This window comes from Streptomyces sp. NPDC050535 (assembly GCF_044457665.1).
Lineage (GTDB): Bacteria > Actinomycetota > Actinomycetes > Streptomycetales > Streptomycetaceae > Streptomyces.
Genome location: NZ_JBITHE010000008.1, coordinates 184,683 through 198,083, shown reverse-complemented (window position 1 = coordinate 198,083; position 13,401 = coordinate 184,683). Strand labels below are relative to the sequence as shown.

The following is a 13,401-nucleotide window of genomic DNA, read 5'->3' as shown; positions in this document are numbered from 1 at the left end:
TGGGCTCACATGACGAAGCGCCCGCTCCCGACTGCACCTTGGGGCGGGCGCCTCTTCGTGGCGGATACTGAAATCGATACCTGCCCTATTCTCCGATAAGGGCATCCACGAACGCCTCCGGCTCGAACGGCGCCAGATCGTCCGCCCCCTCCCCCAGACCCACCAGCTTGACCGGGACGCCCAGCTCGCGCTGCACCGCGATGACGATGCCGCCCTTGGCCGTGCCGTCGAGCTTGGTGAGCACGATGCCGGTGATGTCGACGACCTCGGCGAAGACACGGGCCTGCACGAGACCGTTCTGCCCGGTGGTGGCGTCGAGGACGAGCAGGATCTCGTCCAGCGGAGCGTGCTTCTCGACGACGCGCTTGACCTTGCCGAGCTCGTCCATGAGCCCGGTCTTGGTGTGCAGCCGGCCCGCGGTGTCGATGAGGACGACGTCGGCGCCCGCCTCGATGCCCTCCTTGACCGCGTCGAACGCGATCGAGGCGGGGTCACCGCCCTCGGGACCGCGCACGGTGCGGGCACCCACACGGTCGCCCCAGGTCTGGAGCTGGTCGGCGGCGGCGGCACGGAAGGTGTCGGCGGCACCCAGGACGACGTTCTTGCCGTCGGCGACCAGCACGCGCGCGAGCTTGCCGGTCGTGGTGGTCTTGCCGGTGCCGTTGACCCCGACGACCATCACGATGCCGGGGGTGTCGAGGTTCGAGTCGGTCTTGACCTCTCGGTCGAACTCGGGGACGAGCAGCGTGAGCAGCTCCTCACGCAGCAGCGCCCGCAGCTCGACGGGCGTACGGGTGCCGAGCACCTTCACGCGCTCACGCAGCCGGTCGACCAGCTCCTGGGTGGGCTGCACGCCGACGTCGGCGGTGAGCAGCGTGTCCTCGATCTCCTCCCAGGTGTCCTCGTCGAGGTGCTCGCGCGAGAGCAGCGTGAGCAGCCCCTTGCCGAGCGCGTTCTGCGAGCGGGACAGCCGGGTGCGCAGCCGCACCAGGCGTCCCGCGGACGGTTCCGGGACCTCGATCTCGGGGGCCGCGGGGGGTTCCTCGACAGCGACGGGGGCCGACGCCGACGCGTCGGAGCCCGGAAGATCCACCTCCTCGATCGTGCGGCGCGGTTCGTCGCGCGGCGTCTCGGCCTCGTCGCCGACATGCGGCTCGGCCGGGGGGGCGGTGATGTCGGGGGCGGCGGGCGGCGGCGGGGGCAGCTTCCGCTTGCGGCTGCCGACGACGAGCCCGCCGAGCGCGCCGATCACGACCACGGCGATGACTACAGCAAGGATGACGATTTCCATAACGACTCCAGTATGCGTGACCTCGCACCCGGCCATTCGTTGTCGGCGCGGGCTGTGTGCCCCCACGGGCCGGGCCGGTCCGCCGCTCTGCCACGCGTGGGCGGGAAGCCTTGAGGCCGGAGTCACAACGCCACCCGGTGTCGGTGGGGTGCGTCGGGGGCGCACAGCGTCCCCGGGGTGTGTCATGGCCCACGAGGTGGGCTGTGACACAGCCCGAGCGCGCCCCCTATGGCCGTCTGACGCACCGTCAGCTACCGTCCCCCACCACACCCGAAGGGGGGCTCCCATGCCCGTAACCGTCGTACGCTTCAACCTTGTTGACCCCGGCGCCACCCCCGCGTCACTGAGCGCCCGCTACAAGGCGGCGGTCGAGATGGCCGCGTACGCCGACGACCGCGGCATCACCACCGTGCAGACCGAGGAACACCACGGCGTCCCCAACAACTGGCTGCCGTCGCCGTTCACCTTCGCGGGCGCGGTCTTCGGCGCGACCCGGCACATCGCGGTCACCGTGTCGGCGATCATCGGCCCGCTGCACGACCCGCTGCGCCTGGCCGAGGACGTCGCCGTGCTCGATCTGCTCAGCGGCGGACGCCTGGTCACCGTCGCGGGAATCGGCTACCGGCCCGAGGAGTACGCCCTCTTCGACGTCGACTGGAAGCGGCGCGGCAAACTCCAGGACGAACTTCTGGAGACGGTGCTGAAGGCCTGGACCGGCGAGGAGTTCGAGTACCGGGGCAGGACCGTACGGGTGACTCCGCGGCCCTTCTCCGATCCGCACCCCCTGCTGCTGGTCGGCGGTTCCTCGAAGGCGGCGGCACGGCGGGCGGCGCGCCTGGGCCTGCCCTTCTTCCCCAGCGCCCACCTTCCCGACCTGGAGGCGTACTACAAGGAGCAGCTCATCGAGCACGGCACCGAGGGCTGGACCATGATGCCGTCGGCCGAGACCCCGCTCCTGCACATCGCCGAGGACCCGGACCGGGCCTGGGCCGAGTACGGCGCGCACTTCCTACACGAGGCCGCGACGTACGCCTCCTGGCAGTCTGGCGACATCCGCTCGGCGGTGAAGTCGGCGGCCACGACGGTGGACGAGCTGCGTGCCGAGGGCGTCTACCGGATTCTCACGCCGGACGAGTGCGTGGCGCACCACCTCGACAACTACGTCCTGCACCCGCTGTCCGGCGGCATGCCCGTCGACGAGGGCTGGCGCAGCCTGCACCTGTTCTGCGAGAGCGTCCTGCCCCGCCTCAAGGACTGAGGAGGCAGAGGGCTCAGGGGGCCGAAAACGCACCGCCCCGGCTCAGGGCCTCGAAGGCCGAGCCGGGGCGGTGCGTCTCTCACGAGTACGGGGAGAGGGGCAGCGGGGGTTTGGCCCTTCTCCCCGAGTTCCGGGTGGGCGTGGCCTGCGAGGCCTAGCCCATCTCCTCCAGCGTCTTGCCCTTGGTCTCCTTCACGTACTTGAGGACGAAGGGGATGGAGAGCGCGGCGAAGACCGTGTAGATCACGTAGGTCGCGGAGAGGTTCCAGTCGGCCAGCGACGGGAAGCTCGCGGTGATGGCCCAGTTGGCGATCCACTGCGCGGAGGCGGCGACGCCGAGCGCGGCGGCGCGGATCCGGTTCGGGAACATCTCGCCGAGGAAGACCCAGACAACGACACCCCAGGAGAGGGCGAAGAAGAGGACGAAGACGTGGGCGGCGATCAGGGCGACCCAGCCCTGGGTGGCCGGCAGCTTGCCGTCTACGAGGTCGAAGGAGAAGGCCCAGGCCTCGAAGCCGAGACCGACGACCATGCCCACGGAGCCGATGAGGGCGAGCGGCCTGCGGCCGATGCGGTCGACGAAGATCATGGCGATCACGGTGCCGATGATGTTGATGATCGACGTGGTGAACGAGTAGAAGAAGGAGTCCGTCGGGTCGACGCCGACCGACTGCCACAGCGTCGAGGAGTAGTAGAACGCGACGTTGATGCCGACGAACTGCTGGAAGACCGACAGGCCGATACCGATCCAGACGATCGGCTTGAAGAAGAAGCTGCCGCCGAGCAGGTCCTTGAAGGTCGACTTGTGCTCGCGCTTCATGGCGTGCTCGATCTCGGCGACTCGCGCGTCGAGGTCGATCTTGTCGCCCTCGACCTCCTTGAGCACCTCACGGGCGCGCGCGTCCCGGCCCGCGGAGATCAGGAAGCGCGGCGACTCGGGGATCGCGAAGGAGAGCAGACCGTAGAGGACGGCCGGGATGACCATCACGCCGAGCATGACCTGCCAGGCCTCCAGGCCCATCAGCTGACCACGCTGGTCGCCGTCCGCGGCGTTCAGGATGCCCCAGTTGACCAGCTGCGAGATGGCGATGCCGACCACGATCGCGGCCTGCTGGAAGGAGCCCAGGCGTCCGCGGTAGGCGGGCGGTGCGACCTCGGCGATGTAGGCGGGGCCGATGACGGAGGCCATACCGATGGCGAAGCCGCCGATGACACGCCAGAAGGCCAGGTCGTACAGGGCGAAGGGCAGCGAGGATCCGACGGCACTGATCGTGAAGAGAACGGCCGAGATCTGCATGCAGCGGATGCGTCCGATGCGGTCGGCGATGCGCCCCGCGGTCGCCGCGCCGATGGCGCAGCCGATCAGCGCGATGGCGATGACCTGGGCCAGCGCCGCCGAGCCCACGTCGTACCGGCTTCGGATGGCTTCGACGGTTCCGTTGATCACGGCACTGTCGTAGCCGAAGAGGAACCCGCCCATCGCGGCCGCGGCCGCGATGAAGATGACATGTCCGAGATGCTCGGGATGAGCCGCTCCGGCTCCTGACTTGTCGGGCACTGTGCTGGTCACGTGTAACTCCTCGGGCCACCGGCCTCACTGCCGGGGGTGGGGGCGAGCCCTTCACATGGTCATTTAAGTGGCGCACAACATGACGCCGCTCACCACCTGAAGGTAAAGGCAACGGTGCAGAGACTATGCCTTCAACTTTCGAAGTCAACGCCGCCCCTGCCTGGCGGATTACCCGCTGAAATCACATAGAGGTGTTCAATAGTTGAACCCAAGGGGAAGCCGCAGGTCAAGACACGTGCTAGCTACACGTACCTATCGAAGTCGCTGGCTGATGACCTTCGACACACCGTCGCCCTGCATGGAGACGCCGTAGAGCGCGTCGGCGACCTCCATCGTGCGCTTCTGGTGCGTGATCACGATCAGCTGCGAGGCCTCCTGGAGCTCCTGCATGATCCGGATCAGCCGCTGGAGGTTGGTGTCGTCGAGCGCCGCCTCGACCTCGTCCATCACGTAGAACGGACTGGGCCGAGCCTTGAAGATCGCCACGAGCAGGGCCACGGCGGTCAGGGACCGCTCCCCGCCGGAGAGCAGACTCAGCCGCTTGACCTTCTTGCCCGGAGGACGCGCCTCCACGTCCACACCCGTGGTGAGCATGTTGTCGGGGTCGGTCAGGATCAACCGCCCCTCACCGCCCGGGAACAGCCGGCTGAAGACACCTTCGAACTGAAGAGCCGTGTCCCGGTACGCCTCGGTGAAGACCTGCTCGACGCGCTCGTCGACCTCCTTCACGACTTGAAGCAAGTCGGTCCGCGTCTTCTTGAGGTCCTCCAACTGCTCACTGAGGAACTTGTGGCGCTCCTCCAGCGCGGCGAACTCCTCGAGGGCGAGCGGATTGACCTTCCCGAGCTGCTGGTACGCCCGTTCGGCTGACTTCAGCCGCCTCTCCTGTTCGGATCGGTGGAACGGCCGTGGCTGGTTGCGCGGGTGCTCCGGGTCCTCGGGCAGTTCCTCGCCCTCGGCGGGGAGCGAGGGCGGCACGAGCTGCTGCGGACCGTAGTCGGCGACCAGCCCCGCCGGTTCGACACCGAGTTCCTCCAACGCCTTCGACTCCAGCTGCTCTATCCGCAGCCGCTTCTCGGCGCCGAGTACCTCGCCCCGGTGAACTGAATCCGTGAGTTTGTCGAGTTCCGCCTTGAGGTCGCGTCCTTCGCCACGGGCGGCGCCGAGAGCCCGCTCCCGGTGCGCCTTCGCGTTCTCGGCGGCGGCCCGCTCTTCCTCGGCCCTGGTAAGCGACACCTCGACGTGCGTGAGGAGCTGCCGCGCTCCGGAGGCGACGGCCCCAGCGACCTCGGCCTCGTACCGCAGCCGTGCCCGGCGCTGCTCGGCACGCGCGCGTGCTTCGCGTTCGGCGCGCGCGGCCCGGTCGAGCCCGTCGGCCCGTCCGGCGAGCCCCTTCACCCGCTCCTCGTGCGTACGCACCTGGAGCCGGGCCTCCATCTCGGTCTGCCGCGCGTTGGCGCCGTCGGCGGCCAGCCGATCCCGTACGCCGGTGTCGGGCTCCTCCTCCACCGGCATCTCCTCGGCGACGGTGAGCCGCTCGGCCAGCTCCTCCGCCTCCTCCGCCGCCCGGTCGAGGGCGTCCTGCGCCCGCGCGGCGGCGGCGGTACTGCGCTCCGCCTCGCCCGCCGCGCCCCGCGCCTGCCCGGCCAGCCGTCCCAACTGCTGCGCCACCGCCGACTTCTCGCGCTCCGCGGTCCGCCGCCGCTCCCCCAGTTCCTCGACGAGCGCGGCACATTCCTTCCGGCGTCCGGTGGCCTCGTGCTGCGCCTCGCCGAGTTCCTCGCACCGTACGGCCAGCTCTTCGAGCTGCGCCGCCGCCTCGTCGACGGACGCCTGCACCTCCAGCAGACTCGGCGCCCCGGCCGACCCGCCGTGCGCGAAGTGGGCGCCAAGAAGGTCCCCTTCGGCGGTGACGGCGGTCAGCTTCGGCCGCGAGTAGACGAGCTCCTCGGCGTCCTCCAGGGTGCTGACCACCACGATCCCGCGCAGCAGCCGTCGTACGGCGGGCATGAGCTCGCTGGGAGCCCGGACGAGATCGGCGGCGTACGGCGGTCCGTCGTTCCGCTCCTGACGGGGTACGTCGCCCTCCGCCGTGTGCGTGTCCCGCTCCTCCGGCGCCCCCGCCAGCAGCAACGCCGCCCGCCCCGCGTCCTGCTTGCGGAGCATGCGGATGGCGTCCGCCGCCGAGGCCGGGGTGGTGACGGCGATGGCGTCGGCCGCGGCACCGAAGGCCGCGGCCAGCGCGACCTCGAAACCCGGGGTGACCGAGAGGAGTTCGGCCGCGGGACCGAGGAGACCCGTCAGTCGCTCCTTGGCGCCGAGCAGCGCCCCCGTGCCGTCCTTGCGGCGCAGCCCGAGCGCGAGGGCCTCGCGGCGGGCCTGGGTCGCGGCGCGCTTGCGTTCCGCCGTCGTGGCGGCTTCGCGGGCCGCTGTCAGCGCGGCCTCCGCTTCCGTCAGCGCCAGCTTGGCCGCCTCGTGCTGCTCCGCCAGCGTGGCGTCGCCCGCGTCGAGGCCGTCGACCTCGGCCTTCAGCTCCTCGTACTCCTCCTGGGCCGCGACCGCGCGCTCCTGTGCCTCGTCGCGGGAGGAGGCGAGGCGGTCGATCTCGGCCTGGGCCGAGGCGGCCCGCGAACGGGCGGCGTTGACCTGGCCGTTGAGGCGGGCCAGGCCCTCGCGGCGGTCGGCGATGGCGCGGGCGACGTCCTTGAGTCGGCGTTCCTCGACGGTGAGCTCGCGCTCCAGCTCGGCCCGGTGCTCGACGGTGTCCTCAAGGGCGTGCTCGGCCGCCTCCAGGGCCGCTTCGAGCTCGGCCTCCTGCTCGCGGATCCGCGCGGCCTCGCGCTCCATGTCCTCGGGGTCCCGCCCGCGCCGCTCCTCGGGAGCCGTCGAGGTCGCGCTCTTCACGCGCGCGTCGGCCAGCGAGATCGTGCCGCGCACCCGCTCGGCGAGCTGCGACAGCTCGTACCAGGTCTGCTGGGCGCGCTGGAGGCGCGGGGCGAGCTGCCGGACCTCGTCCTCCAGGAGCGCTTCCCGCTGCTGCGCCTTCTTCAGCAGGGACTCGGCGGCCTCCTTGCGTTCCTTCAGCGCGGCCTCGTCGGCGATCTCGCCCTGGAGCGCCTGCCTCAGGCGTACGAGGTCGTCGGCGAGGAGACGGAGCCGGGCGTCGCGCAGATCGGCCTGGATGACGGCGGCGCGGCGTGCGACCGCGGCCTGCCGGCCCAGCGGCTTCAACTGCCGCCGCAGCTCGTCCGTCAGGTCCTGGACGCGGGCCAGGTTCGCCTGCATCGCGTCCAGCTTCCGCAGCGCCTTCTCCTTGCGCTTGCGGTGCTTGAGGACGCCCGCAGCCTCCTCGATGAAGGCGCGGCGGCCCATCGGATCGGCGTGCAGTACGGAGTCGAGCTGGCCCTGCCCGACGATGACGTGCATCTCGCGGCCGATGCCGGAGTCACTCAGCAGTTCCTGGATGTCCAGCAGCCGACACGTGTCGCCATTGAGCTGGTACTCGCTGCCGCCGTTGCGGAACATGATCCGCGTGATGGTGACTTCGGCGTACTCGATGGGCAGCGCGCCGTCGCTGTTGTCGATGGTGAGGGACACCTCGGCGCGGCCCAGCGGTGGCCGCCCGGTCGTGCCGGCGAAGATGACGTCCTCCATCTTGCCGCCGCGCAGCGACTTGGCGCCCTGCTCGCCCATGACCCAGCTGAGCGCGTCCACCACATTGGACTTGCCCGAGCCGTTGGGGCCCACGACGCAGGTGATGCCTGGTTCGAACCGCAGCGTGGTCGCCGAGGCGAACGATTTGAACCCGCGCAGGGTGAGGGCCTTGAGGTGCACGCCGCTGAACTCTACCTTTCGGGCCGGTCTCACTCCATGAACGCGCGGTTTCACCCATGAACGTGCAGGGCACACCAGACGTTGAAGAGAGTGGTAGAGCGCGCAGGGGAAAGAAAGAAGGGACGCCGAAGAGGCGTCCCTTGCGATTCTGACAACTTAGCGGTTGATGTGAGCTGCCCAACCACCGCTGTCGTGGTGCGATGCGGTGATCAGGTGAGCGCAGGCTCCGCCTGGGGTACGTCGAGATCGAGAAGCGAGTCGTGAGAAGCGGCAGCCGCGAGCGCGTCGTTCTCGGCCTGGATCCGTCCGAGCTCGGATTCGAGGTCTTGTACGCGCTGCTGGAGCCGTCGCATCTCGGCAATGAGTCGCGGGTCGGAACCGCCGACGTAACCGAGAAGCGCCTTTGCCATGATGGATGGTCCTCCACACTGAGTGACCGACCGAAACGGTGTGGGTCGATGGGTCGTGAGGGAATCGCACCCGCGTTGCTTGACACTTTTAAGTTCTTGCTGCTGTTCCACATGCCAAACAGCTAAGGTGCGCGGGGTTTTCAGCGTCTCACCAAAAAGTTTGACGGTCAACACGATCACGCCCCGCAATGGCGTGCATGACTGGGGCCCGCGGCCCCTCGAGGGCGGCGCTGCGACTCCTGCGGGCCCTCGGGGCCGGGAGATCATCCGTATCCGCGGAGCCTGTCACCCCCTGCCATTCTTGGCAACCACCTGGGCCTTTCCGCTCCCGGCAGGTGTCATGTGCGTGCACCGAGACTCCGGCCGGTCGGTTGTCGACGGCTTCCTCAGCGGATGGCGAACCCGTCGTAGATCCCACGGGGCGTGTCCCAGATCTCAGTGACTCCTTCTACGCGCCCGGGTGTGTCGTCGCCCTGGAGCCAGTCGAGCAGACTCTGGCAGCCGGCCCGGGGGCCCTCCGCAACCACTTGGACCCGTCCGTCGTCCAGATTGAGAGCAAAACCACTCAGCTCCCCGATCTCCAGCGCCCTGGCCCGGGTGAACCAGCGGAAACCCACCCCTTGCACCCTTCCGCGCACCCAGATGACCACCCGTGCAACCTCGTTCATAGGCGCACGCTAACCGGACAATGTCTCTCGCGGCACTTCCCCCCCTTGCGCCATGCGGTACCGTCCCGACCCAATGAGTCTCATATGAAACTCACTCTTTAGGGTGAGGTTCGCTGACCGCAAGATCGAGGAAGGCCAGGAGATGGGACGCCACCGACGCTCAGCCGCCGGCCGCGCCGCCACAGGTCGCGCCGCCGGGGACACCGACACCCGCACGAACCGCACGGTCACCACCGGCCCCTACGGCCCGGAGAACCTGTACGGCTACGCGGCCGTCGCCGACCTCCCGGACGACGCCCGCGCCCGCTCGCACCGCAAGCGGAAGGGCGCGCCCGTACGTACGGGGCTGCTCGGCGTCTCCGCCGCCGTGGCCCTGGGCACCGTCGCCGTCGCGACCGGAGTGCTGCCCGGCAGCGAGAACTACTCGATCGGCGGTGGCGGCGGCAACGCCGACAACGTGCAGGCCGCCGGTTCCCCGTCCAGCGTGGAGACCGAGCAGGGCGGCACCTCGGGCAGCGCGGAGAGCGAGCGCGACGACACGGGGACGAGCCGTGACGCCGATCGCGCCGCCTCACCGTCCGCCGCCCCCTCCACGCCCTCCACCACCGCTCCTTCGGCGTCGGCACCGGCGAAGAAGAAGCCCACGGCCGAGCCCAGCAAGACGCAAGAGCCCTCGAAGCCCGCCGAGAAGACCACCGAGGCTCCGGAGGCCACCGCCCCCGTGACGGTGTCCGCGGAGACAGCCGCCGAGGCCGCGGTGCTCAAGCTGGTCAACGCCGAGCGCGCCACCGCGGGTTGCAGCCCGGTGGCGGCGAACAGCTCCCTGTCGGAGCTGGCCTCCGTCTTCAGCGAGGACATGGCCGCGCGCGGCTTCTTCGACCACACCGACCCCGACGGCGCCACTCCCTGGGACCGTGCGGCGACCGCCGGAATCAGCAACCTGGGCGGCGAGAACATCGCCCGCGGGCAGTCCACCGCCGAGGCCGTGATGGAAGCCTGGATGAACAGCCCCGGCCACCGCGCCAACATCCTGAACTGCGACTTCAAGACCCTCGGCGTGGGCGTGCACCTCGGCACGGGCGGCCCTTGGTGGACGCAGGACTTCGGGTACTGACCGTACTGACCGGCTAGGGCGCCGACCCGCTTCGAACGCCGCCGAGCGCGCTGTCGATTCGTTAGCGCAACCCGCTGGTTGGCGCTGTCGGAGTACGCTACGACCATGGAGACAGCCGGGGGGACCGCCGGGAGCGGCGGGGGTCAGGACTTCGCCTACGACGTGTTCGCCCGGAACTGCCCGTCCCGGCGCACGCTGGAGCACGTGACGGGACGCTGGGGCGCGCTGACGCTGGGAGCGCTGCACGACGGCACGTTCCGCTTCAACGAGCTGCGCCGCCGTGTCGACGGCGTCAGCGAGAAGATGCTCTCCCAGACCCTCCAGGCGCTGGAGCGCGACGGCCTGGTCCACCGCGACGCACAGCCGACCAATCCGCCGCGCGTCGACTACACACTCACCCCCCTCGGCCGCGAGGTCGCCGAGCGTCTGCTGACCCTCATCCACTTCATGGAGGGCCGCATGGACGACGTACTGGAGTCCCGCGAGCGCTACGACGAGACCCGCCGGGGCTAGGACCCGTCGCGTCGGGTCTACGCCGTCTTACGCGGCGCGCGCTGACAGCGCGGGCAGAAGTAGCTGGAGCGGTTCATCCAGGCGCGCCGGGTCATCGGCGTCCCGCAGCGTCCGCAGGGCTCGCCCTCACGCCCGTACGCGTCGAGCGAGCGGTCGAAGTAGCCCGACTCCCCGTTGACGTTGACGTACAGGCTGTCGAAACTGGTGCCGCCGGCGGCCAGGGCGTCGTTCATGACGTCGCGGATGTGGCCGAGCAACTCGGCGGTGCGCGGCTGCGTGAAGGTTCCCGTGGGCCGTTCGTAGTGCAGCCTGGAGCGCCAGAGCGCCTCGTCGGCGTAGATGTTGCCGACTCCGCTGATCAGCGACTGGTCGAGCAGGGCGCGCTTGATGGTCGTACGGCGGCCGCGCAGCGCGGTGTGGAACGCGGCGTCGTCGAAGAGCGGGTCGAGCGGATCGCGGGCGATGTGCGCGATGACGTCCGGCAGGCCGTCCGCGGTGTTCTCGTGCAGGGAGAGGCCGCCGAAGGTGCGCTGGTCGACGAAGCGCAGTTCGGTGCCCTGGTCGTCCTCGAAGCGGACACGGACGCGCAGGTGCTTCTCGTCCGGGGCGTCCTCGGGCAGCACCAGGAGCTGACCGCTCATGCCGAGGTGCGCCAGCACGGAGTGCGGGGAGTCGGCGAGGGGCAGCCACAGGTACTTGCCGCGACGCCTGGCTTCTCCCACGGTCTGGCCGGCGAGCGCCTTGGCGAAGCCCTCGGGCCCGGCCAGGTGGCGCCGTACGGCTCGCGGATGCCGGACCTCCACCGTGCGCACGGAGCGCCCGCTGACCCAGCGCTCCAGACCGCGCCGCACGACTTCGACCTCGGGCAACTCGGGCACGGTGCTCCTCCGGAGAATGCGATGCGAACCCCGCCGCTGCGCGAGCGCTGCGACGGGGTTCGGATACTGCGGGTACTACGGGTGCCGCGACCACTTCTGTACATCGGTACGTCAGTTGCCGCCGTTGTGAAGGATCAGGCCGTGGCCGAATCGCTCGTCGCCGGCGCCGGGGAGGTGTCGGCGATCTCCTCGGTGACCTGGGCTGCCGCCTCTTCTACGGCGGCCCTGGCCGACTTCGCGCGTTCGTCCGCGTCGGAACGGATCGCACGCCACGCTGATTCCGCGGCCTGCTGTTCCGCCTCCTTCTTGCTGCGGCCGGTGCCGGTGCCGTACGAGACGCCTCCGACGCGGGCGGCAGCAGTAAAGGTCTTCTCGTGATCCGGGCCCGTCTCCGAGACCAGGTACTCGGGAACGCCGAGCCCCTCGGTCGCGGTGAGCTCCTGGAGACTGGTCTTCCAGTCCAGGCCCGCGCCCAGATTCGAGGACTTCTCGATGAGCGGGTCGAAGAGCCGGTGGACGAGTTCGCCCGCCGAGTCCAGACCCTGGTCGAGATAGACCGCGCCGATCACCGCTTCAAGGGTGTCGGCAAGGATGGACGCCTTGTCCCGGCCTCCCGTGCCTTCCTCGCCCCGGCCGAGCCGGATGAAGGAGCCGAGTTCGAGGCCGCGACCCACCTCCGCAAGCGCACGCGAGTTGACCACCGCGGCCCGCAGCTTGGCCAGTTGGCCTTCTGGGAGGTCGGGGTGAGTGCGGTACAGCGTGTCCGTGACCACGAGGCCGAGCACGGAGTCCCCGAGGAACTCCAGGCGTTCGTTGGTCGGCAGACCGCCGTTCTCGTACGCGTACGAACGGTGGGTCAGCGCACGCACCAGAAGGGCGGACTCGAGCTTGTAGCCGAGCCGCCCTTCCAGAAGCGTGTGGGACGAGGCTGTGTTCTCCGCCTTTTTCTTGGCGCTTGACTCCGCCTTGGCGTCAGACATCAGACCTCTCACCAGCCGCTCAGACCTCGAGGACCTGGCGCTTGTTATAGGTGCCGCAAGCGGGGCACGCGATGTGCTGCAGCTTGGGCTCGTGGCAGCGCTCGCACGCGACCAGGTTGGGGACCGCAGCCTTCCACTGCGACCGGCGGTGGCGCGTGTTGCTGCGCGACATCTTCCGCTTCGGAACAGCCACGGCTACTTCTCCTGCTTCTCGTCGACGCCTGCTTCGGCGCCGCCCAACTCGTCCTTCTCGCCATCTTCGAGTGAACCGGCGAGTCCCTGCAGTGCCGCCCAACGGATGTCGACGGCCTCGTGATGGTGGTCCGGGGCGTCCGCGAGCCGGGCTCCGCATTCGGAGCACAGGCCGGGGCAGTCGTCCTGGCACACCGGCTGCATCGGCAGTGCGAGCACCACCGCATCACGCAGCACGACCTCGAGGTCGAACAGGCCGTCCTCGAGAAAGAGCGTGTCCTCGTCGTCCTCGGCGTCGTCGGCCGGTTCCGCTTTGGGGCGGCCCCGGTCGTCGGCGTCAGGGTACGAGAACATCTCCTGGAATTCCGCTTCGAGCTCCAGCTCGAGTGGCTCCAGACACCTTACGCACTCCCCCTTGGCCAGTGCACGGGCGGTGCCTGTGACAAGCACCCCTTCCATGACCGACTCAAGCCGGAGGTCGAGCTCCACCGGGGCGCCTTCCGGCACTCCGATGACTCCCTGGATCCCGAGATCCTTGGGGGCGTCGATCGTGCGGGACAGGCGCTGCAGCGCGCCAGGACGCCGCCCCAGCTCGTGTGTGTCGAACACGAGCGGGTTGCGGTGGTCGAGGCGGGCGTTCAGAGCCATTCCTGCTTTCGATCTTCGAAGCTCAAGGGGGGTTGCCGCCCGTGA

Annotated in this window: 12 protein-coding genes; 3 read left to right on the top strand and 9 right to left on the bottom strand. The window is 69.6% G+C overall.

The genetic code is table 11. From position 1 onward, the window contains the following. Positions 1-85 precede the first annotated feature (85 nt). Positions 86-1,291 (bottom strand): signal recognition particle-docking protein FtsY, encoded by a 1,206-nt coding sequence (ftsY, locus tag ACIBLC_RS20140; RefSeq protein WP_399212364.1) that lies wholly within the window; start codon positions 1,289-1,291, stop codon positions 86-88. 286 nt (positions 1,292-1,577) lie between these two features. Between ftsY and ACIBLC_RS20135 the strand changes: the two genes are divergently transcribed. Continuing rightward, positions 1,578-2,549: an LLM class flavin-dependent oxidoreductase gene (locus tag ACIBLC_RS20135; protein ID WP_399212363.1), complete on the top strand. Its 972-nt coding sequence runs from the start codon at positions 1,578-1,580 to the stop codon at positions 2,547-2,549. Positions 2,550-2,703: 154 nt separating this feature from the next. Here ACIBLC_RS20135 and ACIBLC_RS20130 read toward each other — a convergent pair whose 3' ends face one another. The 4 genes from ACIBLC_RS20130 to ACIBLC_RS20115 form a co-directional block, all read right to left on the bottom strand. Beyond that, positions 2,704-4,119, bottom strand: a complete 1,416-nt coding sequence (locus tag ACIBLC_RS20130; protein ID WP_399212362.1) for a sugar porter family MFS transporter — start codon at positions 4,117-4,119, stop codon at positions 2,704-2,706. A 252-nt stretch (positions 4,120-4,371) separates the two neighbouring features. Continuing rightward, positions 4,372-7,953, bottom strand: coding sequence for a chromosome segregation protein SMC (gene smc / locus ACIBLC_RS20125; RefSeq protein ID WP_399212360.1), 3,582 nt, complete (start codon positions 7,951-7,953; stop codon positions 4,372-4,374). 209 nt (positions 7,954-8,162) lie between these two features. Further along, entirely contained in the window at positions 8,163-8,363 is a 201-nt protein-coding gene (locus ACIBLC_RS20120) for a hypothetical protein (RefSeq protein ID WP_365428924.1), read from the bottom strand. A gap of 386 nt (positions 8,364-8,749) precedes the next feature. After that, on the bottom strand, positions 8,750-9,031 hold the full coding sequence (locus ACIBLC_RS20115; protein ID WP_399212359.1) for an acylphosphatase: 282 nt from the start codon (positions 9,029-9,031) through the stop codon (positions 8,750-8,752). 142 nt (positions 9,032-9,173) lie between these two features. Here ACIBLC_RS20115 and ACIBLC_RS20110 point away from each other — a divergent pair, with 142 nt between their 5' ends. Continuing rightward, positions 9,174-10,145: a CAP domain-containing protein gene (locus tag ACIBLC_RS20110; protein ID WP_399212513.1), complete on the top strand. Its 972-nt coding sequence runs from the start codon at positions 9,174-9,176 to the stop codon at positions 10,143-10,145. A gap of 105 nt (positions 10,146-10,250) precedes the next feature. Continuing rightward, on the top strand, positions 10,251-10,658 hold the full coding sequence (locus ACIBLC_RS20105) for a winged helix-turn-helix transcriptional regulator (protein ID WP_399212357.1): 408 nt from the start codon (positions 10,251-10,253) through the stop codon (positions 10,656-10,658). A gap of 17 nt (positions 10,659-10,675) precedes the next feature. Here the strand turns inward: ACIBLC_RS20105 and mutM are convergent, their stop codons facing one another. The 4 genes from mutM to ACIBLC_RS20085 form a co-directional block, all read right to left on the bottom strand. Then, entirely contained in the window at positions 10,676-11,536 is an 861-nt protein-coding gene (gene mutM, locus ACIBLC_RS20100) for a bifunctional DNA-formamidopyrimidine glycosylase/DNA-(apurinic or apyrimidinic site) lyase (protein ID WP_399212355.1), read from the bottom strand. Positions 11,537-11,670: 134 nt separating this feature from the next. Beyond that, a complete protein-coding gene (gene rnc / locus ACIBLC_RS20095; protein WP_399212354.1) occupies positions 11,671-12,516 on the bottom strand; it encodes a ribonuclease III in 846 nt (281 codons plus the stop codon). Between the two features lie 19 nt (positions 12,517-12,535). Beyond that, on the bottom strand, positions 12,536-12,709 hold the full coding sequence (gene rpmF, locus ACIBLC_RS20090) for a 50S ribosomal protein L32 (RefSeq protein WP_033321093.1): 174 nt from the start codon (positions 12,707-12,709) through the stop codon (positions 12,536-12,538). Positions 12,710-12,711: 2 nt separating this feature from the next. After that, complete coding sequence (locus ACIBLC_RS20085; RefSeq protein ID WP_399212352.1) at positions 12,712-13,356, bottom strand: YceD family protein; 645 nt, start codon at positions 13,354-13,356, stop codon at positions 12,712-12,714. Positions 13,357-13,401 lie beyond the last annotated feature (45 nt).